Below are 24,077 nucleotides of genomic sequence, written 5' to 3'. Positions count from 1 at the left end.
CACGTCATAGGCCAAATACCCGCGTGTTCACCCAGATCGGACCATCGCCATGCTCAGAACCATGCTTTTCGACGGAGCGACCACATGTCAGACGCAAGGCTGCTAAGCGCACTCTCGTCCCTTTCACACGTGGCAAAGCAGTTGGATGTTCCACCGCCCGCTCCCATCGGGCCCGACGCAAATTGCGTCAAACTCAATATGAACGAGAACCCATTTCCGTTGCCAGCGATCGTCCGACAAAGCGCGATTTCCGCTCTTGAGCGGCATTATCTGTACCCCGAGGATGAAAACGTCGGGCTAAGACAGGCGGCGGCCTGTGCCTACGGCCTCTCCGTCGATCAGGTGATCGCTGGGAACGGATCGTCTGAACTCCTCGGCCTCATCTACAAAGCATTCCTTGCGCCAGGCGACACTGTAGCGATGGTATCTCCCGGATTTTCGTTCAATCGCAAGCTCGCCATGTTGCACGAAGCTCAGTTTCTGGAGATCGGGTGGGGCAAGACGCATTCCTTGCCAACGCATCAATTGCTTTTCGGTCTCGCCAGAGACGCAAAGTTCATCGTGCTAGCCAATCCGAACAATCCGACCGGAACGTTCGTTCCGATCGCCGACGTCGAAAGGCTCGTAGCACAATCGGAACGACTGATCGTCCTCGACGAAGCTTACGTCGATTTTGCGCCTGATAATGGATTGCGGCTCGTCAATCGCTATTCGAATCTTCTGCTGCTGAGAACTTTTTCGAAAAGCTATGCCAGCGCGGGCCTTCGCGTCGGATTCGGCTTCGGTCACCCCGAGCTTGTCGGCAGACTTCGTACCATGCAGAACCTCTTCAACATGAATGTGATCGGACATGCGGTCGGCGCGAGCATCATTGCACATCGAGGCGCGTTCGAGGAAAATCATCAGCGTATCATGCTTGAAAGAGAGAGAACGACAATTGAGCTGTCGAAACTTGGATTCACTGTCTTGCCCTCCCACGCAAATTTCTTACTTGCTCGCGTGCCGGGCGGACACGATGGCGCCTGGTGGCAAGCCGCATTGCGGAGGCAGAACGTGCTTGTTGCATTCTTTCCGGAAACAGGTCTCGAAGACTGCATACGCATTGCGATTGGCACAGAAGTGCAAATGGATACGTTTCTTTCAGCTGTCAATGACATCTCCAGGTCGTCATTCTGAATTAGGCCGATAGCTCTCCTGCTGCAATCGAGGTGGTTAAGTGAACAATACTCTTTCTCCAATGCTGGCGTTCGGCATCTTCGATCATCTGGACGCGGACGGTCGTGATGCCGCCAAGCAATATGACGATCGCCTCCTGCTCGCCGAGGCATGCGATCGGCTGGGATTCTATGCCTATCATCTAGCAGAGCACCATTGTACGCCACATGGCAGAAGCCCTTCACCGAACCTGTTCTTGTCGAGTGTCGCACAACGCACAACACATCTTCGCATCGGCCCGATGGTTATGCTGCTTAGCCTTCATCATCCGCTGCGAGCCTTCGAAGAAGCATGTATGCTGGACCACTTGAGCGGCGGCCGGCTTGAGCTTGGAATCGGACGCGGCTCCCTTCCGGTTGAATTGGGATATTTCGGGGTCAGTGTAGACGCGGCACCAGGACGTTATACTGAAGCCAGCGAAATCCTTGTTAAAGCCATGCGGGGCGGCGCGCTATCCTATGAGGGTAGTCATTATCGATTAGACAACGTTCCATTGACGTTAACGCCGCATCAGCGGCCGCACCCGCCGACATGGATCGCCGTAAATCAACCAGACTCGGCTCGTTGGGCTGCTGAGATCGGTGCAAACATCGCGAGCCTTGGTCCTTCAACGTCCGTTAGAAGGGTCACTGACGCATACCGCTTTCATCGGGAACAGCACTCAGAGGCGAATGGTCAGCCCCCGTTTCTTGGCTTGCTCCGCATGGTCGTAGCCGGAAGGTCTGAAGCGGATGCTTATTCACTGGCTGCGCCTGCCTACGATCGATGGCTCAACAGCTTCAAGTTTCTTTATGATCGCAACAACATCCCCACTCCGCCGAACCTGCCCCTAACCTTCGATGCAGCAATCGAAAGTGAATTGTGTGTTGCCGGGACGGCCGCGTCGATCCGCCAAACTCTTCTTAATCATCTCGAAGAGGCGGGAGCCAACTATCTTCTTTGTCAGCTCGCATTTGGGGACCTCCCCCTAGGTGCTTCGTTGAACACCGCTGCCATTATCCGGTCTGAAGTCGCCGCGGGTGTTGGCTGAACATGAGGCTTGCCATCCAGCGATTTCGTTTGATGAACTAGCAAACGGACATGCGCCATGCAGGCGGCACTATGACGCCTGCATAGCTCCGTTCACCAGGCCTCATCTCCGAAGGAACGCACCAACTAATGTGCGGCATCAAAATAAATTTTCGCTTCTCCTCCTCTGAGCTACGGTCTGCTGTCCGCAATCAGGACGAAGTCCGCCGCAAGATCTCGTCCCTGAGAATGAAGCCGCGCATCCTCATTCTTGGCACTCACGTTTTGTAGTGCGAGGCCGTGACGCAAGTTCCCAACCCGCCTTGACGCCCGGCCAGTCTTTTGAAGCTCGAAAGTCGGGGAGCCATAAAGGGCGACATGGGTCTCTAGAACATACTAGGAGATGCTCACATCGTCCATGCGAACGCATTTGCGATCTATTGCAGGCCGGACACCCGAGTATCACAATTCGCTGGCTGCGGCGGCGATCCACTCCAGCATAGCGATCTGCGGAGGCATCACAAGCAGGCAGCGCGTCCCACAGTTCTGTTGGCGCAAATCGCACGACTTGGCTCTTTCAGTCGGAAGTCGTGACTTTGAAAGGTTTGACAATGGCAAGATGAAAGGTTTAAGCCCATGGTTGCATAAACGTCTTGCTGTTCGGAGGCGGCGGAAGCTCTCTGGTCAGTCCTCTCTTTCGACATGTGCGCGGATCGCGTTTGTTGTGAGATCTATCCAGCCGTTTTAGCGTGCGCCAGCGATCATCTCAACATATGCTAGGTCCCACCCTCGATCGCCCTTCGGGCACTCAGGCAGATTGGGCAACAGATCGATAGAAACCAACGCATTGTCCTGATCGACGATCGCAATTCGTCGCAGCGTCGGGACGCCGCCGAGCAGACCTTTCAACACGAGCTTAAACCCGCAAAAGTCGAAGGGATCCGTTAGACGGACGTCGCTCTCCGGCGTGTATTCAACGATCATAACTCAGCTCCATCACTCTTCTTCCAGCCACGCGTGTAGCTGCCAGTGTTGAAACGCCACTGAAAAGACTGTTCAATCGTGTAGTAATGTTCGAAGTTCGCCGCGACAGTTGATAAGCGGATTGCCGTTGCCTGGGCGTACCGCAACGGTTCGGCCGATAAAAATCCCGTGTGTGCCAACGACCTGGTAATGGCATAAAACGCACTCGAGAGCATGGATTGCGCCATGCAATAGAGGCACGTCGAGAATCCCCTGATCCCAGGGAGCAGTATCAAACCGTTCGGTACCTTTGGAGCCGTCTCGGCCGGCAAACCGCAACGCGAGGTCCTGCTGATCAATAGAAAGAAGGCTCACGCCGAATCTGCCGTGCGCCCGTATTGCGTCGTGAGTCCCGGAATTGATATTAATGCCGACCAGCAAACAGGGAGGCTCTATGCAAATAGAGGTGATAGAACTCACCGTTAACCCACGCCGCCCAAGTGCCGCGCCTGTCGCCACAATTGCAACGCCACTGGCCAGATTCCGCATCGCTTGGCGAAACTCGATCGCCTCGACTGAATGAATATCGCTCATATGGCGGGGCGACCAAGGATCAGCAGTCCGCCAACTAGGCCAGCCCCACGTTCGAGCGCTCGCGCTACGCAGAGATTGCCGCGCTCGCAGCTGTCGGCTCTACGGCCCGACGTCCGATCAGTTTGTGCATTATCGCACGCTTTAGTTCTCCTGGCCGTCGAGCGATTGAGCGGGACTTCGGGGCTCACCCGGCATTGCCGAGACTCATCGATACCGCAACCTGAGATGGCTCGGCAACGGGGGCCGGGGTTCGCAAGTAATCGATCTCGATATTTCGGGCGAGGCGTGCGCGCTTGCACGTCGTTTCCGTTGTCAGATGGTTCGAGATCGCGCTGCCCTCGACCGATACGCGCCCTTTTAGCTTCGCCGAACACATTACGCAGGCTTCTCCGTTGAAGCAATGACGCGCCTCTGTTTAGCTTATCACTAGTTAGCTCCTGGTCATCCATACGGGCACTCCCCTTGTGAGAGCGGGCGCTGTGGACCTGACGTTGGTTGACACGAGCCCAATCGTCTTCCAGATGCAAGCGCCGACATGCAGCTAAACTCGCTCCAGAAGTGCGCAAGCCAGTCTTTCGGTGCGCCGATTTCGAGTGATCCAGGACATGCAGAAGCGCGATCAACACTCGCGGATCCCGCCATCGTCCCACGGTCGATTTCGCACGTCGCAGCAGGACCTTTCGTTGCGGTGGCTTGCACGATCGAGCGCGCTCAAGATCTACAGACCATGCGAATGGTTCCTCCTTCAACGAGTGGACATGAGGGCGGTGCATCAACTGGGTAGAGTGTCTGCGTGTCATTGATGCGCCCTAGTTGCTGCAATTTGGTTGGGTGAAAGCAGCGCGCTAGTTGCCGCCGTCAGGTCGGACTGACGCATCAGACTTTCGCCCACAAGGAACGTCGAGATACCGGCGCGCGAGAGCCGCGCGATATCGCTGAACGCACAGATGCCGCTTTCGCTCACAACCAGCCGATCCTTCGGAACGGATGGCGCCACCTTTTCACTTGTCTTAAGGTTTGTTACAAAGCTGCGCAGGTTACGATTATTGACGCCAATCATCCGCGAGCGAAGCTTGAGGGCGCGATCGAGGTCGGAGCGGTCATGGATCTCGATCAACACGTCCATACCGTATGCCAGGGCCGTCGCCTCAATGTCGTGGGCAGCCCCATCGTCCAGCGCTGCCATAATTAATAGGATGCAATCAGCGCCGCGGGCGCGCGCCTCGATTACCTGATATGTGTCGAAAATGAAGTCCTTGCGCAACACTGGTAGGTTTGTGGCCGCGCGTGCAGCCTCCATAAAGTCAAGGCTGCCCTTGAAAGACGGTTTGTCCGTCAAGACTGAGAGGCAGGCGGCGCCCCCTGCTTCATACGATCTGGCAAGCGACGGCGGATTGAAGTCGGCGCGAATGAGCCCCCTGGACGGCGACGCTCTCTTGATCTCTGCGATGAGAGCATAGCTACCCGACGCGCGCTTCTTCTCAATTGCGCTGAGAAAGCCTCGCGGGGAAGGCGCACGGCGCGCGCACTCGTCGAGCTCGCCACGCGGTAGCGCGCGCTTTGCAGCGGCGATCTCGTCGCGCTTATATGTCTCGATCTTCGTCAGAATGTTGGAATTGACCATATCGTCCATCTGGCGTTGGAGATTGCGACCAGCTGATTCAAGCGCGCCGCGGCGGCGCCACTATCAAGGGATTCCTGCGCGATGGCCGCGCCTTCCTTTAAGGTTGTAGCGCGACCGACCATTATGAAAGCGCCTGCCGCGTTCAAGTCAGCAACATCACGAAATGAGCCTCGCATGCCGTCGAGCACGCTCCGCAGTACAATCGCGTTCACATCGGAGTCCCCGCCCTTTAGCCCCTCCTTTTACCCGTCGCTGCCGCGCACCACCCAGAGTCCCGCTATCGTTACTGCTTTCCGCTTGTCCGATGCGGTTCCTAGCCGCCCCGCAAATCGCTGCAATGGTCGCTGGCATGGTCCAACAGAGCGCGCAACGACCGTAAGATGCTTCAAATCCCAATTCCACCATACCCATCACCCTCACATTGGCATTCACGCGCAGGACAAGCCTCGCGCGCGCCATTGGAGCGCCAGTCGCCTGGTCACGATTGTTCTGAAGCCTACAACTTGACGCTGCGGCAGTTTCAAGCCTTTTGAGCGAACGCGCGGATGCTACACGTTCGCAAGCCAAAGGAGGAGCAGCGCCAAGACGGGCGTCAGTCAGCCAGACCAACCTTTGCCAAACTCGTCACGAGGCCCCCGTTCGGGACTGCCACTTTTTTGATGCGAGTCCTTATGGTATCGATTCGAGTTCCGGATGGCGCTTGAACTCTCAGGAGTCGCGCGCTCGATCCGCGCGTTCCCAGCAGCGCCCGCGATCAGAGCACGCTTCGCATATGGCACCGATCTCGTTCTGCACCGAGATTGAAGCCACGGCTTCAGAAGAAGCCCCGCCGGCGCGCTCGGCGGGACTCTGCAGGTGATGACGCGAGGCTCGCGAACGAGGTGTCTCATCACGGACCTGTACTCATTGAACGCCGTATCGACGAGCTCGGACGTTATTGTTCGTCCGTCCGGCACTTTCCACCCATAGTCACTTGGGATCAGGAACATTTTTGGCCGAAAATTGCTCCATGCGCGGTATCCAATGAACCGCCAGCCTGCAGGCTGTCTCGTAATTTGCTTCATTTCTCTGAGGGCTTGAGCTTCGTTTCGACGACGCATCAAAACGCTCTCCGCTTGGGCAGCTCGCTAGGGCGTTCCGTGACGCGGGAGGTCGGCCGAAGGGAAGCCGCAGATAAGCGAAAGCGTTCACGCTGCTTTTGAGAACGCCATGCGTGCACGGCGTACCCACCCCCGAAACCCACGAGCAAAATCAGAACGAGAGCTAGAAATATCGTCATAGAGAAGCCTCAGTTTGCAACGTGGCTGCGTTTTCCGTGATGAGCAGCGAGCACATCATGGTGCGGCCCATTGCCCTTATTGGAGTTGAAAACACTCTGCGAGAATACAACTTGACGCTGGGTCCGATTCAAGCCTGCGAGGTTCTCGCCCTGGAACAATATCCTGCCGGCAGAATCCGCAGCCAACACAGCTCACTCAAAGCTCGCATTGCCACGGACGAATCTGATGTCGAGCCGCTTGGCTCACCGATTCACCTGAGGCAACTCCCTATTCTCGCATCAGTTGGGCAGTGAATAACGTTGCGTGAACGGGCGCTCGACGAGCGGAGAACGTTTCTGTTGGTTGACAGTTCAGCTGGGCACGAATTTATTGGCATAGGCACTTGAGCGCCGTGCTGCCTTGAAATTTTCACGCAACAGGCGGAGATGATGCCAATCAAATTCAGAATTCGAGCGCGGTTCTTGTTCGATCGGTCGCCTGCAGCTTGACGCGGAGTTCACCGATCCTTCAGAACGCGTAGACGGACACCTCTCAACTGCGATCCGAAGGCTGCCAAATGAAGGTCAAAGAGCTTATTGAGCTTCTATCAGGATGTGAGCAGGATGCTGATGTCATCATTCCGGACTCGTCCTCGCCCCGCGAGGCTTTCGCAGTGGTGAGAGCTGTCCAGACTGGATGGACTTTTAACCCACAGCTTACAATCGACGATATGTCCTTTTGGATTGATGGTGTCGACTATGTTGAACCGCCCCGCGGTAGCTATATAGCCCGTGGAGTGAGGTTGCTCGGCCCAAAATGTGGGCCTGTACTGACCGTCCAATAGATTTCAAGCAGCGGCTGAGCGTTTGATATCTCCAACTTTGAGCCGTCGATTTCTTCGTAGCTTTCTCCAGCTCCGTTGTGGCGCGTCTCGCCGTTCTTAATGAGCTTATTCGTTTCGCGACCCTCGTCTTGTCGATTATTTCGCGAGCGATTATCTAACGATGTGGAATTTCCAGCATGGCAGATCGCAATGAAGATGACTGGCCTGAAGTCAATGAGTGTCGATGAGTTGTGGAGTCTCCACGAGAAGGTCTCCGCGGCGCTAGCTCGACGTATTACGGCGGAAACGGTCAGACTAGAAGAGCGCCTGCGAACAATCGGAGCGGTCGACAAGCTCGCCCGGACCGGCCGGAAGCGTCGGCCCTACCCGCCTGTGCGGCCAGAGTATCGAAATCCGAAGAACCCGGTGCAAACTTGTTCCGGGCGTGGGAAATTACCCCGATGGCTCAGCCCACAACTTCGTGCCGGTCGGACGCTGGAATATTTCCTTATCGACCGATCTGCTCGTAAGCGTCGCCACAAGGCCTGACATGCCCGTCAGCAATTGCGCTTCGATCGACCGGACTATGCGGCTACTAGCTCCGAGCGACTACAACTTCCTTCCTGAGTGGGTCTAAATGTTCGATATCTCGACCTTGCCGGGCCTCGGCTCTCGCCTAGCCACTTTCCCGGTCGATGGTGCACGTAGAGCAAACAACCCTGCGCAGCGAGACGCCGAGGGCTAGGAACTTCCGCACCGTCCCTCACGAAAGGAGTTCGGTGTCGCGGCTAGAATCGAACGCCCTTCCGTGGCAAGGGTAACTTGCCACGGATCTTTCGTTGACTAACAAGGCCTGCTCCAACTGGTTGCGCATCTGTGTTCGAATGGCTTCTCGCGCAGCAAACATTGGCAGAGACGCGGCTAACAGCTCTTACTCCTAAGTAATACGTCACCCTCCACTTCGCGAGGATAGAGCCTTACCACTTCAAATGACGGCAAGAGCTCAAGGATGGCTTGCAGGGAGAGCTGGCCTTCGTAAAGCTCGCGGTCGCTATATTCCGTGTAAATGAAGCGCGTATTGCTTAAGGTCCGACTGCCGCCGGCGATGACATCGGACTCCGCTCCCTGAACATCCATCCAGATCAAATCAATCTTGTTCAGGTTAGCTTCGCTGCTCCAGTCATCCAGCCTTCGCGTCTCAACGGTGATTGGCTGATCGAATCGCACCCAATCATACTCAGCAAGATGGTTCTTTGGCCGGCGAATTGAGCCAGAGAGGTCCCATCCCTCCGCCTCTCCATCCCCATTGCTTGGGTGGAATTCAATCTTTCCATTGCGATCACTGATCGCGAACTCGAACAGCCTCACATTGTTGATATCCTGCATGTTCTTCTTGAACCGCCGCAACGCTCGAGGGTCGGGCTCAAAGCAGTAGAACTGCGCTTGCGGGCGTAGCTGGAGAAAACGTCGCGCATCGGTTCCATCATAAGAGCCGATATCCAAGATAACGGGGCTTGGATTTTCCAGAAGTGAAACGATCTGGTGGTGTACTTCCAAAGGGTTGGGGTCTAGCATGCGTGTTAGGCCTTTCGCACGGATCGATATTTTAGACTTTCTGGGAACTGCGGCAGTAATTCAGTGAACGCCTGAACTTCTTAGGTCACGAGCGTCTCCTAGTATGCGATGCTTTCGACTGCGCCCTGGTTCCTTGAGTTGATCGCCTATTGATCACTGGATAAGGTGGGATCGTAGACCGACATGAAGCAAGTTCGGCGGCGCCGCTACAAGGCGGCATCTGGTCAGAAGCTTATTCCGCAGGTCACGCATGAAGAGGCGCCGAGCTGAGCATGATCTTACTCAATGGCGCCTTCGAAGCATGGTTCAGTCTTAGGGCCGCTGTGATGCAGGCGAGCAGCTCACCATTGCTGAATGGCTTGCTCAGAGCACACGACACGCCGATCTCCAGCGCGCGCGCTCGGTTGTCGTCGTCGGGACCGGCCAGAAGCAGAATAGTGGGAATTGCGTTTCCGGACGCGACGAGTGTCTCATATATCTCTAGCCCACTTGCGTTCGACAACTGCATGTCAGCGATCAAACAAGACGTGCTGATGCAACGCTTTGAACGCAAGAACTCATCTGCACTCCGGAAAAGATTTGGAACGTAGCCTCCTGAAATGAGCATGTCCAATGTCGGTTCACACACCGCCGGATCATCGCAAACGACCGAGATGATATCGAGTTTATGGGCCATTCGAACTAAATCTAGGAGGGACGTCTTCGGCAGCTTCGGCACGATTTGACTAGCAACTTGACCGTGCCGCACACGATCCTTTTTAAGGAGCATTAGACACCCGCCATGAACCGCTCTTGCCTTCGTCGCGAGGCTAAGGCGGCATCGAGGGGAGGCACAATCCTACCTAGGTAGGTTACCGATATCGAAGGGGTTGGCAGACCTATACGAAGGTTTACTGACAACCGTAGACCACTGGCCTCTGGCAACACGTCGTGCGAGTCGGAGAGAACACGCGCGGCAATTCGCATCGCCCCTCGATGTTCGTAGACCTGAGAATTCTTCTCGGTGCCAATCATCCTGGTACGCCTTTGAGTTCCGTCGCTTCGGACCGGAGCCAGTTATCCGTCCCTCCAGGTGGTTCGTAAAGTCGATTCTATCGATAGAATGTATCCGAGCAGTGGATGGGTTCGGTGACGGAAACAAAGGCGAATGACGAAGAGAGCGGGACCGTACTGTCCGACAGACTATGCATCAGTGCGCGGAGCTTCGGAGAACCACAAAATGGAACGATGGAGATTCATTGCAGTTCTCCGGAGACTCGGCATGCAGCGCGCCAGCCATCGCGAACCGCACGAGCTCCCCCGCCAGACCATTTCAATGGCCAGGGTCACCTGACTCGTATTTGAGCGGCCAGGGTAGCCGCTTCAGATGGATTGATCCCGACGATGCCGACGAACTCCGACGGTGGCATCGGAATGCCCTGATTGGTCGGCCTCCAGAGATGCAAGCAGTATCGGCTGTTGTTCACGTATTCGGACTGGGGCGGATGCAGCTGCATCACGCACTCTTCCTCATCCCAAAACAGGTCCTTGACAAAGCACATCTCCTGCCAATTCGGACAACGCCGCAGTGTCGAGACGGAGACATGCTCCCAGCGCGGGCGGAGCAATCCTATGATCTTGAGCTCACACCCGCAGGGCCCCTGCACAAAGAACAAGCCACAAGGACCTGATCCCGGCGCGCTCGCGAATTGTCCATATCGCACGCGACCAGATTCGAGCTGGTCTCCAATCTGCGCTCTCATGTTACCTCATTTGCCTCGCAGAAAGATTACGTCGCACATCTGCTCAGGCCTTCTTCGCTTCAGACGGGCACCGTCGAGCGCTGCCAGTACGCCCCTATATTGTCAAGACATGCAGGCACATGTCGCAATTGCCTCGCCTCGATGAAGCAGCACAACCCCCTGAGCAGATGACCCTGCTCCGCGATTGGCTCGACTCTTGCGCTGCGCGTACGTCTCAGGTTGGCTGCTCGTAGTTCGATTGGATCTATTTGAACCCAATCCCAATTCGAACTTTCCAGGCAGACGCATCAGCTACTCATAACTGATCAGGGCAGCTTTGACGTCGAGCTTCACTGCTGTTTACCGATGCTCTCACATGCGCTACCTCGCGGGCAGCAATGTTTTCCCGAGTGACGACTGCGTCGACACCGTGAAGGCTGCACACGATTGTCTCTAATCGTACAACCTGACGTAACGTTAGATTCAAGTCACTCAGCAGCCTAGCTACGTTTACTTTTGTCAGCTGGCCAGCAACGCACTTTATCGATGGCTACGTTTTCTGATAGACTTGACGGATACAAGAGTGGGTTCGATGCGACGTCGGCTCGTCGGGCGGTAGAGGAGAACTGCCAATTCCGCCCATTACGAACATTCCCAAGAGGTTGGCGCGAGCTAAGAAGGGGACGAATCATGCAAGCGCAGCGAAGCTGGACCATCCCCCTCCAACAACGCCGAGACGCGAACATTGAACTCTTCAGATTCAGCTCGAAGAACTGAGCCAACGCTTGAATTGGCTTGAATGCCACGCGCTTAATCCCCCGCATATAGCTGCTATCAAGGCTAGAGCGATCACTTTGTCTCACGACATAGACGAAGTCCGTTGCTCGGCGAGCGCGAGTGACGCGTTAACAGAACTTCTCCAGAGATGATTCTTGGCTCGTTGCAGCTGCCGTGACAAAGCAGTTCTGCCGGAGCATGGAGCGTCGCTCAATTTCTGGAGCTGGATGGGACCGCCTCGAGATGACCGCTCTGCTTCTTTCGCGAGCTGGCGACGACGCTCACGAGCTCTGAAGATCCTCGGCGTCATCGGCTGCGCTCCGAGCTTAACGCCGGCCTTGAGATCTTATGGCATCTCGCTCTCGTTGACAGAATACCAGTGGCCGCCCCCCCCTCTTTCCTTAGTTCGGCAATGGCCGCGCTATTTGCTACTCGCACGGCAAGCCTCGACCTAGCTCCTTCTGTCGGGGCCGCAGAGACAAGCGCCGCGTGCTGAGCGGACCGTCACGGCGGTACGGGCTGGTCGCGAGGACGCTCATCCTCGGCATCGAGTGCATGGCGCCCGCCGATCCCGGTCTCATGTTGATCGTCCGATGGATTTCCAGCAGACGCGTCCACTGAGTTCCTTTCGATTGAGCTCACCTTCCCACCAGGCGACGATCACGCAGGCGACACCATTGCCGCAGAGATTGGTCAGCGCGCGACATTCGCTCATAAATTTGTCGATGCCAAGCACGATCGCCATCCCCGGCACCAGCCGCGGATCGACCACCGCCAGCGTCGCAGCGAGCGTGACGAACCCCGCGCCGGTGATGCCGGAGGCGCCCTTGGAGGTCAGCATGGCGACGATCACGATCGTGATCTGCTGGCTCAGAGTGAGATCGAAGCCGAGCGCCTGTGCGATGAAGAGGGAGGCCAGAGTCATGTAAATGTTGGTGCCATCGAGGTTGAACGAGTAGCCCGTGGGCACCACGAGACCGACCACCGATTTGGAGCAGCCGAGTCGTTCCAGCTTCTCCATTAGGGACGGCAGTGCGCTTTCTGAGGACGAGGTGCCGAGCACGATCAGCAGCTCGTCCTTGATGTAGGCAAGAAAGCGGAAGATCGAGAAGCCGGCCAAACGCGCGATTACGCCAAGCACGATGAATACGAACAATGCCGCAGTGGCGTAGAACGTTGCAACCAAGCCGATCAAATTGAGGATCGCGCCGGAGCCGAACTTGCCGATGGTGTAGGCCATCGCGCCGAATGCACCGATCGGCGCGGCATGCATCACGATCGCGATGACGCCGAACACTGCATGCGCGGCATCATCAATGAAGTTGCGGATCGCGTGGCCACGCTCGCCGAGGCCCATGATGGCGAAGCCGAACAAGACCGAGAACAGCAGAACCTGTAGGATCTCGCCTTGCGCGAAGGCGCCGACAACGGTGTCAGGGATGATGTGGAGGATAAAGTCGACGCTCCTTTGTCCTTCGGCCTGCTTGGCGTAGTTGGCCACCGCTTGGGCGTTGACTGCGCCGCTCCCGAACCCGGCACCCGGCTTAACGAGATTACCCACAACGAGGCCGATCAGGAGCGCAAAGGTCGAGACGATCTCGAAATAGATTAGCGCTTTGATGCCGATGCGACCGACTTTCTTGGCGTCCTGAATATGGGCGATGCCTGAGACCACGGTACAGAAGATGATCGGGGCGATCACCATCTTGATCAGCTTGATGAAGCCGTCGCCCATCGCCTTGATCCAGTCGTTGGTGGCGAGCGCGGGCCACCGCCAGCCAACGATGGTGCCCAGGACAATGGCGATCAGCACCTGGGCGTAGAGAGTCTTGTACCACGGCTTCATAACCCACCACGGCGCGACGATCGCAAGAGATTCACTACGGCGCCTGCTCAGAAGCGCGCGCCAGGGCTGCAAGTTCAGTTTCAAGCTTTGGCCGGTGCTTGAATATCTCGTCTATCAACGCTGGTACAGGTTGCTCGGCGCCTTCCACCAACACTGCTCTCTCGGCACGCTGCGAAGGGCCGAAGACTCGCTTAACGATAGTCGGTGAGCCTTTAAGACCACATTTTGAGATATCTGCGACGCCTGCATCATGTGCGCTCCACTTCACGATGGGAGTGCGCGCCGCACGTAAGGCGTCGATCATGCTTCCTCGCCTAATCTCGTTTGTCGCCTCTAGCATGGTAATAAGACATGGCAGCTTTGTGCGCAGCACCTGCACACCGCCCTCCGCGCGTCGTTCGACCTCGATCGCGCGCGCTTCAAGATCGAGCCTGGTGATCCCCGCGACATAAGTGAGTTGCACCACCCCAAGCCGCTTGGCGATCCCAGGCCCAACCTGAGCGGTGTCACCATCAATCGTCTGCTTGCCCGTAAATATGAGGTCGGCCGGGCCGTACTCCTCTCCAATTTTGCGAATCGCCGTTGCCAGCGCGTAACTGGTCGCAAGCGTATCGGCCCCTGCGAAAACACGATCAGTGAGCAACACCGCGCGATCTCCACCGAACGTCAGTGCCTTCCGCAGCGAATCTTCCGCGGCTGGAGGTCCCATGGTCAGAATAGTGATCTCGCCGCCAAACTGGTCGCGGAGCTCCAGCGCAGCTTCCAGCGCGAACAAGTCGTAAGGGTTAACGATAGTCGGTACGCCCTGGCGCATGATGGTGTTCGTCACGGGATGTACGCGAATCTGCGCTGAGTCCGGCACTTGCTTTATGCAGACGACGTTATGCATCGATCCTCTCTCCAAGAGCTGCAAGGAATTGATTCGAAACAGCATGTCTCATACCAGTAGACGTGGTTCAACACTTAGATGTTGATGCAGGTTGGCGTGAGTTCACTGAGGGCGACGTTGGTGTCACCCGCTCAGCGATTCTGACGGCACGTCTCAGATCCGACAATCTGTTTCGCATGTTCAGGCCGCATGCGACCAAGCAACGCTTCGGCTGCAGTCCGCGCCGACCTTCCATACGACGATCCCTCCGGGCGGCCCTGAATCTAAGACCGCGTCAAGTTATGCATTTCTTTCCGCCAAACCGACGGGAGCCTCTAAGTCAGAGAGTAGGGCGGGCGTGACGTACAAGCGGGGCGCGCCAGGCCCGCCCCTGCATCACCAGGCTGGGCGGCGATGCTACGTTGTCAAAGCAAGTAGCGTGCCACACACCCACAACGCTGATTCCAAGAGCGCACGAACGGCATTGAAGGAATGGCTGCTGAAATATCAACTCAATTCGAATTGTCAAACGCGGTTCGCAGATAGTGGGCCCGGACTGCCTAGCAATCCGAGCCCATAGCCTCAGCAACCCGAGAGGTCGGTTGTTCGGCTACAAATGCAACGTAGATGGAGACGCTCTGGAGCCGCATTGATGTCGCTCAAGAGCTCGGTGTCAGCAAGTGGGGCGCAACTAACATTCGCGAATGGCGACCGCTCTTAGGCCGGACAACTTGATTCCACGTAGGCATCAAGTGTTCTTCTGAGCTCAAGCAGAGCTTCTACGAACCGGCTGTTAGGAATCTCGTTCGGGGTTAAATCAAACGTAGCGTCAGGTTGCAGGACTTTCTCTTGGATGAGTAAGCAGATTAAACGGAACTTGGCTTGCCTGGACCGGACACAGTTGTTTGCATGGTTGCACATTCAATTGCCCTCTCGGGTGGCCGTTCGCCTGACGGCTTTTTCCTGTTCGCCTCGGCGTCAGCGCTGACCTCCTCGCCCGCACGCGAGCTGCAATAGCTTCCGAGCTTACCGAGCTTGTTCGGAAGCAGACACAGAGCATTTCGGAAAAAACCAACAGGAACACAATGGCAGCATTGGCACGCCCGGTTGAACGGAGCGCCTATGGAAGGCATTGATTTGTTTTCAATTGTGATGGCAGGAATGAGCTTGGGCGGCTTGGCTGCGGCGATAGCGCGTGAGACGTCCGAGCGCCAGTTGTCCTGGTGGAAGCACGTAGCGCTGTGGGTCGCCTCAATTTTCTGCTTGGTTTTATAGCCCACGACATGAGCGGCGCGGTGTGACCGCGGATTCGAATTGGGCGTAATCGCATCACGCGAGAGGCAAGCTACCGGCGGCTCTAGGGGGTTCTCCACGGCCTGCATCCTCACACGCGTTTTCTGGTTCTCGGTGTGAGACGCGGGTAGTCGCGCAGAGCGATCGAGTCTGTCCGAAGTGCGTTCCGTGATCGTTACATCAGTCGGTATATGCGCCCAGCGCGGGACGATACAGGCCTCGCAGGGAGCGCACTATTCGATGGCTTCAGCCGATCTCCGGCTTATCCGCCAACGAGGTAAGTCCGATTACCCTATGCGGAGAACGAACTCGGTTGAGTGATAGAGGGATAATAGGGCGGCGTCGGGCTTGGATCATCGGCCCTGACCGATCGGCTCATCCTCGGCTTCGGCGGGCGGGCACAGATGGGTTTGTCTTGAGCGGCGCCTCCGCAGCGGCCGCACGCGCTTCCATCAGATCGAGCAGGGCACGTCCCTTTTCAGTGATGCGCCAGCCACCATTGCCCCGCTCAACAAGCTTCTGCGAAAAAAATGTCGAGGTTCGGGACGCGCGCGACCATTCTCTTGGTGCGCTCGGCCCAGTCTCGACCGCTCGTGGCCAGAATGGCCATGTCGCTCTTAAGCTCAGCCATCGGCGCGAAACCGTCGGGGTAGCTCACAAGGATCTTTAGAACGGTAACCTGGAAGTTCACCTGAGTGGGGAAACTAGTTTGTCCGCACCTACCGCCACATCGTCGGTGCATCGCGAAGCGCTTCGAGGCCAATCTGTTTTTAACGGTCGGGCATCGTTTCACCTCTAATGGCGGCTTCCAGAAGCTTAGCAGCGACATGCGCGCGCACGCCTGTCTCATAGCGCGAAATGCTCGCGCAGACCTCTTCGAGGACAGCGCGCAGAAGCCCTGCGGTAGCCGTATCCAGCATTTGGAGATCTCCCCGGTTCTGCCATGATGATAATACGGACCGTGCGTTCCTGAATTCAAGTGGGATAACTCACGCATCGTCTGACGCTTCTTCTGCGCCTGCAAAAGAGTCCGTGGACGTTTGTTCAAACTCGTCATTCGATGGCGGCGCGTTCGGATCCGACCGCGTTTGCCGTTGTCTCGTACTCCGGTTCGAGTTTTCAGGCTGGCGCATAAACCTGAACGATGCCGGCTTGCAGCCCTCGAAATGCTTTATCTTGGGGACCATTTCTTTTCAGCAAGCGCTCACGCTACCCCTCGCTCCCTCGAACGACAGCAGGGCACTGCGCGGAGGCTCGCTTTCGCTTGGAACCAAGCACAAGGCGGCGATGGAAATGGCTGGCCGTGGCCTGATCCGATGCCGCTTGGCCGTCCCTGCATCCTAACGGCTCCCAAACCATCGTGCGAGAAGAAGGGTTGGACGACACTGCTTGCTAGGCGGATTCTGATTTTGATTGATCCAAGGAGTTATGCATCGGCGCACAAAATCCTCACCTAGCGTTCAAGGAAGTTAGCGACACCACGCGGACTGTCCGGCACAGCTGTTCTGAACCGCCTTTCCGGCAGGCAAGAACACCGAGACAGACAAAAACTGCTGCGAAATCATCGCTGTAGATGTCTATTGTCCTTCAGCACTCAATTCCTTATCAAGGAAGTGGTTTTGACGCGGCTCGATGCAGCTCCCGCCAGGTACTCGCGGCCAGAGGGGGCTGAGGGACGCGCAAGCCGATCGGTTCGGTTGCACCAGGATGAAACTTGACTAATCAAAACTCTCAACGGCGTGTCGCTTTGATCACCGGCGTGACCGGGCAGGATGGCGCCTATCTCTCCGAACATCTCCTGTCGCTTGGCTATGTCGTGCATGGCATCAAGCGGCGGTCCTCTTCCTTCAACACCGCGCGCGTCGATCATCTCTATCAGGATCGGCATGTCGGAAGTGTGCCATTTCTTATGCACTATGGCGACATGACCGACTCGACCAATCTGATTCGCTTGGTTCAGCAGATCAGACCGACCGAGATCTACAATCTTGCCGCCCAGAGCCACGTCGGCGTTAGCTTTGAAAGTCCGGAATATACGGCAAATGCTGACGCGATCGGCGTGCTGCGCCTTCTTGAGGCGATCCGGATCCTTGGCTTGGAGAAAGAGATCCGCTTCTACCAGGCTTCTACGTCCGAGCTTTACGGCCTGGTTCAGGAAGTTCCCCAGAAGGAGACAACGCCGTTTTATCCGCGCTCACCCTATGGCGTGGCCAAGCTCTATGGCTATTGGATCACGGTGAACTACCGCGAAGCTTACGGCATGTTCGCCAGTAACGGCATTCTGTTCAATCACGAGAGTCCAGTCCGCGGCGAGACTTTCGTCAGCCGTAAGATCACCCGCGCCGTCGCCCGCATTGAGGTTGGTCTCGAGGATTCGCTTTATCTTGGCAACCTCGAGGCCAAGCGCGACTGGGGGCATGCACGTGATTACGTCGAAGGCATGCACATGATCCTGCAGGCGGACAGGCCCGATGATTTCGTGCTCGCAACCGGCGAGACGCGGTCGGTGCGCGAGATGGTCAATCTTGCCTTTGCCGAGGTCGGCCGCAAGATCGAGTGGCGCGGCAAGGGCGTCGATGAGACAGGCGTCGATGTGAGGAGCGGTAAGACCGTGGTCCGCATCGATCCGACCTATTTCAGGCCGACCGAGGTCGACCTCCTCATTGGCGATGCCAGCAAGGCACGGCAAAAGCTGGGGTGGAAGCCGAAGCGCAGCTTTGCACAGCTCGTGCAGGAGATGGTAGCAAGCGACCTGGACGAGGCGAAGCGGGAGGCCGTTGGTGGCCGTAACACTGTTTGAGCTGAGGGGTCAGACGGTCTATGTCGCCGGCCATCGTGGTATGGTCGGCGCCGCGCTGATGCGTCGGCTTGCGCAGGAAAACGCGCGCCTTGTCACTTTGGACCGAAGCGAGATAGATCTACGCAATCAGGCTCAGGTGTTCGGTGGTTCGTCCAAACACCCCCACAGGTCGTGTTCTTGGCTGCCGCCAAGGTCGGCGGCATCGTCGCAAATGATACACTGCGCGCCGAGCTTATTTAGGACAACATCGCGATTGCCGCGAATGTCGTCCACGCGGCGAACCTCAACGGGGTCGAGAAGCTGATGTGACCGCGCTCCTCTCGCATCTATCCAAAACTTGCAATCCCAACCGTTGCGCGAAGACATGCTGCTGACCGGTCACTCGAGCCCTGCAATGAGCCCCATGCAATTGCCAAGATCGCCGCCATCAAGATGGTGAAAGCCTATCGTAGTCAGTACGGAAGCGAATTCATCAGCGTGATGCCGAGCAACCAGTACGGCTCAGGCGACAACTACCACCCCGAGCATAGCCACGTGATCGCAGCGCTGATCGCCGCTTTCACGTGGCCAAGATCTCTGACGCAAAAAGTGTCGTGGTGTGGGGCACGGGCATGCCACGCCGTGAATTTCTCTATGTGGATGACATAGCGAATGCCTGCGTACACCTGATGAAGGCCTATTCCGGCGCCGAGCTCGTCGAAACTGGCACAGGAGAGGACATCACCATCGGAGAGTTCGCCCGCGTCGTCGCAAATATCGTTGGCTATCGCGGTGAGATCACTTTCGACAGCTCTCGGCCCAACGGGGCGCCGTGTAAATTGCTCGACGTCACCCGACTCGCAGAGCTCGGCTGGCGCGCGAAAAACCTTTCTGAAAGACGGCATCCAGCAGGCTTACCGAGCCTTTCTGACATCAAACGAGGACTGAAGAAGATTTAAGCTAGCGCTCGCCCCTCGGCGCTCGCACCGCGAAGATTTTAGGACTACCGCGGTCCTCGAGAAACGACCGCGCCCATTTCGTTCAAGTCCTTGCGATTCTGACTGCAGCCAGGCGGTACCTCGATAACATTCCTCGGAGAGCGAACCGATCAGGTCCAACGCGTCAACGCAGCCAATACCGCGGCCGAGCATTTGGTTCCCATACTCTACGCTCATGCTCCTCACTGCTAATGTGGGCTGCGATCCTGGCGTACACGAAATCAATCGAAAATGGCACTTTGACGTACTCTCAACTAGAGAACTCGATACCCTGCCGTTCGGCTTCACGATGAGCACGACCGGATTCGCTGTCCTCCATGCCGCACGAACGCCTCGCCCGTTAAGGTTTGATTTCCGCACATCCCTGCTCGATCCCGTTCTCGCATGGAGTACTGATGGCGAAAATTTCCTGTCTCCGCGCCGACCCAAGCTTGCACTCGCCCGCTAGAGCCGAGTGGACAACTCCGAGGCGACATTCAAGATTTTGCTGAATGTTTCAGGTCCTGCAACGCCTCGTCAAAGTATCCCCTTCTCTGTATTGGTATCACCAAGAACGCGATGGGCATCTCCGATGTTTATCCATCTTATGACCCATTCAGTTCGGCTTATGGCTGTGGAGGCGGCTTCCAGATTGTTGAGGAACGCTGCGGCGCCCCATCGGTGGATGAAAGATCGCCCGAACCTGAGGCCACGCAGCGCCGTCCATCCCATTCGCCCCTTAGTACGGATCTCAAGAGATAGCCGGGTCTCCAGCGCCAGCGTAGCTCCACGTGTTGCGCAGATAGTAGCGGGCAATCGGAGGAGAACTTCGCAGTATAAGCTATGTGCCGCCGAAGTTCCGCCAATGGCCGCGAGAGTGCGCGGCATTTCATCGCATTAAACTAGCAGGCGCTCCCCGGCACGAGATCTGAGGTGCGGCAACTTCGGGCGAAGCGCCCACCGACGCCTTCGAAAAATGTCTCCCGCCAGGAATGCCGCTTCCAAAAAATATCCTCCACCTGTGAATCTTGATGAAAGCGGTCTGGTTCGCGAATCGGCAAAACGAGCGGCGTGCCTCAAGAGTCCATTCGGGATGCATTCTATTTCAAGCTAGCCTGCCCATCGAGGCGCCTTGTTCCCGTTCACGGCGAGCCCACATTCAAGGCAAAAGCAGCGTTTAGAATGCTTCAGCGTAGTCACCCGTTCAAGCAACCCAGACAATTGCCGCCCTATAGGGGCACTAGCAATAAAGTGCCAGATAAGAATCCGGACTCAGCCGCTCTGCGAAGATATGCTGATGCTGAGGCCGAACCTCCGCCTCGCGGACCAGCCGGAGGCGGCGCCAGAACGACCATGGCGCGGTTGCTTTTTGCTTACGCGAGCAAGACTATCCAAGCCGAAGATTATCGACGGACATTTTGCCAGAACGTCCGGCTATCATCTCGTAGCTGATCTTTGTACCCTCTGCCAGCGCGGTGTAGCCGCCTTTTTAACGGCACGAATGTGCACAAAGACATCACGGCCGCCATCATCTGGCTTGATGAACCATAGCCCTTAGTCGGATTGAACCATTTCACAGTACCTAACGCCACCCACAGCAACTCCAATCTGAACCCACGCGATTTTAGCCAAAAGCTCCTACTGGCATCAAGGCCATCCGCAGCGTGGAACCGTGCGTATTGTAACATCGAGCGATGTCATGGGAGTCTGAGCGGCGTACAATGGCGATGCCACAACGTGATGATCTGCGTTGTAGCCCACACGCGCACGGGAAATCCACGGCATGCGGCCGTGAGAACGATTTCCATGTCACTTCTTATGAAGTCAGTTCGGTTGATGACGGTTTCAGCCGCATCGTATCCATCTAAGGCTTGTCCATCGCGCTGAACCGTTGCTCGATTGCGCGAGTTGCCGGAGATCGAGCAAGCCTGTTGTTGTTGCCAATGACCATCAATGTGCCCGTCGCGGTGTTGCGAAGATAGACCCCCCCGGGGCGAACTCCATAGCGCTTTGTTCGTCAAGAGCTCTCTTCGTGGCTTTGGTGAATTGCACGAGTGACCGAAGCGGCCGCGGCCATGTTACAATTGCGCTGAGCGCAGGCTATGGGCGACTCCGGCTCTGACTACAGAACGGGCGAGCGAGCGTTTAGGACAATTGAAGCGCCAACCAAATCGAGCTTGATCTCGTTGCCGCTCGTTTCCACAAGAAATGCCCCTTTCGCCCTTTAGTCAGACTCACCACGAACGATTCGTGCTTTTATCCGCCTTTCGTTGCTTCATATTGCGCCTTCTCTTTGCTTCTCGTCAGAGCCCCTCAGGTCTTTGCCTCCGCGCGAAGACGAGTTTTCGTGGAAACTGCCAAGGTAACACTGTCGTCTCAACTACCTGATTTAGTAGGCTCGCATTCACATACAGTCCTCACTTGGTGGGTAGATTTCAAGTACATATTGGCGACTTCGAGTCGGTCCGATGGAATCGCGTTGAATTGGGGCAGTGTGCATGGCTGTGCATGGGCGCGGAATGCGAGACGCGAAAGAACTTCGGCGTCTGGAACGAATCTATTTGGCGGAATCCGAGCGATCGACGAGAGATCTTGAACGAGACAAGTTACTCATGATTGCTCGCGATTGCGGATATGCGGCCGACAAAATCGAAAGACGTGCAGTGATCAACAGGACAATGATCATCTGTGCTCTTGCCGCGCTCGCGCTATTTGCCGTCTGGTACATTGCCTAGGCGATGGAAATCTCAGGCTGCCAATGCCGGCGAACAGGCCAAGAAGCGGATACCGGGAGCATGCGGAGGTTCTTGGGCGGAAGCGATTGTCGACGTCCGTCGCAGCTGGTAGCGCGAGCTCATAGCGACTGCCAATCCTTGCCTTTCCGCCCATCATGCACGGGACCGATCCTTAAGAGTATCGCTATGCGGCGTTCGAACTATTCTCCCTTCGTAGAACAGCTCAAGCGGCGGCCGACCAGCGGTTTGCCAATCCAGTCCCGAGCGATGATGTTAGACGGCCCCATGCAGTGGCTGCACGAGAGCCGCGGAAGGAACGTTCGCTCGGCCCTCGGTGATAGCCGTAACCTCCTGTCACCGTCAGTGCAGCGGCTGCGACCTGATTCGTGACCTCGGCGCCGTGCACCTTGAACTCCCTTAGCGGGATCAGGATTTGCCTTTTCGGCTTGAGGGCGTTCCAAGTTTTCGTTTCGTGGGAGATCTGCCGTCCGCGATGAAGAAGACAATGTCGGCTTGGTCCTACGGCGGGCGCGCGTGTCTGAACCGCATAGAGGTCGGCTTGACCGGAGCTCGTTGTGAATGATTTCTTGCCATCGAGAAGATATTCGCCGCCATCACGCGACGCCTTTGACAGATTATACCACCAGTGTCCGCCGGTCGCGCGTTCGCTGGTCGAATATGTGCCCAACAACGCGCCGTTCTCCGCCTTCAGCCAGCGCTCCTTCTGGTCGTCGGTGCCATAGATTGATGGTCTGAGCCGCGCCGACATGCATGACGTAGGCTAGGCCTGTCGATGCTGACCGATACGATAGGCAGCTCAGCAAAATCGACATGGCCAAGCCCAAGGCCGCCCAAGCGGGTTTCGTTCAGAATGCCGGTCCACCCCGCATCCGCCAAGGCCGTTAGATTCTCTTTGGCGAAGCGGCTTTCGAGATCATTGCTATCGGCATGGACTCTCACGGTCGCATCGATGGCAGCATGCGGACTTGATCGACTTGTGCGCCAGCTTGGCTGTTCCCATTGTCAGTCCGGCCCTTTTTCTCGCGAATCCAAGCAGCGGGCGTGCATAGGCACTGTTTTTCCGACGTGCAGTGCGCCGCCGAGGTAAAACGCCTTGATCTCGTCAGCGTTGCGCGAGGCGAGTGTTGCGCCAGGGTTCCTCAAGGGCGACCGCGCAATCGGAACAGCGTAGCGCCACGTCGAATTTTGTTCAGCTACCAGGATCGAGGGCACAGCTCCTTGTTTAGCTGCTCGAGTGCTCGGAAGAGGAGCTCAACGACAAGCGGGCGAGGCCATCGACGGCCTGTCGAGCAGCAACAGCCGCCGCCGCGGGTGTGCGGCCTATCACGTCAACTGCTGCTCGCCGTCCAAGTCAGCCCGGAGTGCCACAGCGTGACTGGTCCCTCCTGCACAGGCTCAAGGACTCGCCTCTATTGGCTCGCAAGCCGACTGAAGACCTCGTTGAATGCAATCCGATTAGAAGCAGGCTCAGGCGAGCACCTTTGCCATTTGCAGCAGATCGCCGAAGACAGCTGGGCCGATAGCCATATTCAGATCGTCACTCTTCCGTGACCACGATCCTATGGTGTTCTTGCCGGAACATGGCTTCGACGCCAGCGACTCATGACACGGCTCAGCGAGCCTAAAGGCAGACGACAGGGCGGTCGCAAAGGCAAGGACATTGGGCTGAATTCGCTAAGGCATGTACGAGTCGGCAAGCAGTGCGAGCACGGGCAGACCGGAGATTAGAACTGTCTTCTCGATGAATGTACGTCTTGCGCTTTTATCGTCATCATATGCAACGCTTGCGCTTTCGGGTAAAACGTCTCGCTTTGGCCTTCCGCTCAAGCGCAGCGCCTGTAGCAGATAGATCTGGCCGCCGAAGACCTTTCGCATCTCGCATTCCACGCTCATGCGCAGCTATGCGTTTGCGTTGTCCCAACAACGAGCGCGGCTCACGCTGGGGCCAATTTGAAGTCGCCGTTATGAGATGCGCAAAAGCGATAGGCGAAGTGCGGAT

15 protein-coding genes and 3 pseudogenes are annotated in these 24,077 nt (G+C 56.8%); 6 read left to right on the top strand and 12 right to left on the bottom strand.

Annotated features, from left to right (window positions below; genetic code table 11):
• Positions 1–84 precede the first annotated feature (84 nt).
• Both NLM25_RS07700 and NLM25_RS07695 read left to right on the top strand, forming a co-directional pair.
• A complete protein-coding gene (locus NLM25_RS07700; RefSeq protein WP_254136578.1) occupies positions 85–1,176 on the top strand; it encodes a histidinol-phosphate transaminase in 1,092 nt (363 codons plus the stop codon).
• A gap of 61 nt (positions 1,177–1,237) precedes the next feature.
• On the top strand, positions 1,238–2,245 hold the full coding sequence (locus NLM25_RS07695) for an LLM class flavin-dependent oxidoreductase (protein WP_254124166.1): 1,008 nt from the start codon (positions 1,238–1,240) through the stop codon (positions 2,243–2,245).
• Between the two features lie 722 nt (positions 2,246–2,967).
• Here NLM25_RS07695 and NLM25_RS07690 read toward each other — a convergent pair.
• The 4 genes and pseudogenes from NLM25_RS07690 to NLM25_RS07675 all read right to left on the bottom strand — a co-directional run.
• A complete protein-coding gene (locus NLM25_RS07690) occupies positions 2,968–3,207 on the bottom strand; it encodes a hypothetical protein (protein ID WP_254116326.1) in 240 nt (79 codons plus the stop codon).
• A gap of 72 nt (positions 3,208–3,279) precedes the next feature.
• Entirely contained in the window at positions 3,280–3,780 is a 501-nt protein-coding gene (locus tag NLM25_RS07685; protein WP_254116325.1) for a flavin reductase family protein, read from the bottom strand.
• Between the two features lie 796 nt (positions 3,781–4,576).
• A complete protein-coding gene (gene trpC, locus NLM25_RS07680; protein WP_254136577.1) occupies positions 4,577–5,413 on the bottom strand; it encodes an indole-3-glycerol phosphate synthase TrpC in 837 nt (278 codons plus the stop codon).
• Positions 5,383–5,643 (bottom strand): annotated as a pseudogene (locus NLM25_RS07675) (hypothetical protein); the annotation flags it as partial. The pseudogene NLM25_RS07675 and the gene trpC, both read right to left, overlap by 31 nt.
• 1,963 nt (positions 5,644–7,606) lie before the next feature.
• Here NLM25_RS07675 and NLM25_RS07670 point away from each other — a divergent pair.
• Positions 7,607–8,035, top strand: a complete 429-nt coding sequence (locus NLM25_RS07670) for an H-NS histone family protein (RefSeq protein ID WP_309143584.1) — start codon at positions 7,607–7,609, stop codon at positions 8,033–8,035.
• Positions 8,036–8,407: 372 nt separating this feature from the next.
• On the opposite strand, the gene NLM25_RS07665 is transcribed toward NLM25_RS07670, so the two are convergent.
• From NLM25_RS07665 to NLM25_RS07645, 5 genes and pseudogenes are all read right to left on the bottom strand, one after another.
• A complete protein-coding gene (locus NLM25_RS07665) occupies positions 8,408–9,061 on the bottom strand; it encodes an FkbM family methyltransferase (RefSeq protein WP_254116322.1) in 654 nt (217 codons plus the stop codon).
• A gap of 244 nt (positions 9,062–9,305) precedes the next feature.
• Entirely contained in the window at positions 9,306–9,737 is a 432-nt protein-coding gene (locus tag NLM25_RS07660; RefSeq protein WP_254136575.1) for a response regulator, read from the bottom strand.
• Between the two features lie 2,399 nt (positions 9,738–12,136).
• Positions 12,137–13,405: a dicarboxylate/amino acid:cation symporter gene (locus tag NLM25_RS07655; RefSeq protein WP_254116320.1), complete on the bottom strand. Its 1,269-nt coding sequence runs from the start codon at positions 13,403–13,405 to the stop codon at positions 12,137–12,139.
• 34 nt (positions 13,406–13,439) lie between these two features.
• Positions 13,440–14,294, bottom strand: coding sequence for an electron transfer flavoprotein subunit beta/FixA family protein (locus NLM25_RS07650; RefSeq protein ID WP_254124165.1), 855 nt, complete (start codon positions 14,292–14,294; stop codon positions 13,440–13,442).
• 1,647 nt (positions 14,295–15,941) lie between these two features.
• A pseudogene (locus tag NLM25_RS07645) lies at positions 15,942–16,257 on the bottom strand (hypothetical protein).
• 1,023 nt (positions 16,258–17,280) lie between these two features.
• Between NLM25_RS07645 and gmd the strand changes: the two are divergent.
• Complete coding sequence (gene gmd / locus NLM25_RS07640) at positions 17,281–18,366, top strand: GDP-mannose 4,6-dehydratase (protein ID WP_254116318.1); 1,086 nt, start codon at positions 17,281–17,283, stop codon at positions 18,364–18,366.
• Between the two features lie 132 nt (positions 18,367–18,498).
• On the opposite strand, the gene NLM25_RS44300 is transcribed toward gmd, so the two are convergent.
• Positions 18,499–18,639, bottom strand: coding sequence for a hypothetical protein (locus tag NLM25_RS44300; protein ID WP_375166959.1), 141 nt, complete (start codon positions 18,637–18,639; stop codon positions 18,499–18,501).
• 51 nt (positions 18,640–18,690) lie between these two features.
• Between NLM25_RS44300 and NLM25_RS44295 the strand changes: the two genes are divergently transcribed.
• Entirely contained in the window at positions 18,691–19,014 is a 324-nt protein-coding gene (locus NLM25_RS44295) for an NAD-dependent epimerase/dehydratase family protein (RefSeq protein ID WP_375166932.1), read from the top strand.
• Positions 18,930–19,304, top strand: coding sequence for an NAD-dependent epimerase/dehydratase family protein (locus NLM25_RS44290; RefSeq protein ID WP_375167813.1), 375 nt, complete (start codon positions 18,930–18,932; stop codon positions 19,302–19,304). The genes NLM25_RS44295 and NLM25_RS44290 overlap by 85 nt, the downstream gene beginning before the upstream one ends.
• Before the next feature lie 1,405 nt (positions 19,305–20,709).
• Here NLM25_RS44290 and NLM25_RS44285 read toward each other — a convergent pair.
• Both NLM25_RS44285 and NLM25_RS07625 read right to left on the bottom strand, forming a co-directional pair.
• Positions 20,710–20,914 (bottom strand): annotated as a pseudogene (locus tag NLM25_RS44285) (cold-shock protein).
• A gap of 1,366 nt (positions 20,915–22,280) precedes the next feature.
• A complete protein-coding gene (locus NLM25_RS07625; protein ID WP_254116317.1) occupies positions 22,281–22,826 on the bottom strand; it encodes a hypothetical protein in 546 nt (181 codons plus the stop codon).
• Between the last annotated feature and the right edge of the window lie 1,251 nt (positions 22,827–24,077).

The organism is Bradyrhizobium sp. CCGB01 (assembly GCF_024199795.1).
Taxonomy (GTDB): Bacteria; Pseudomonadota; Alphaproteobacteria; order Rhizobiales; family Xanthobacteraceae; genus Bradyrhizobium.
Note: the sequence above shows the minus strand (reverse complement) of the source record. Positions and strands in the feature narration are given on the sequence as shown.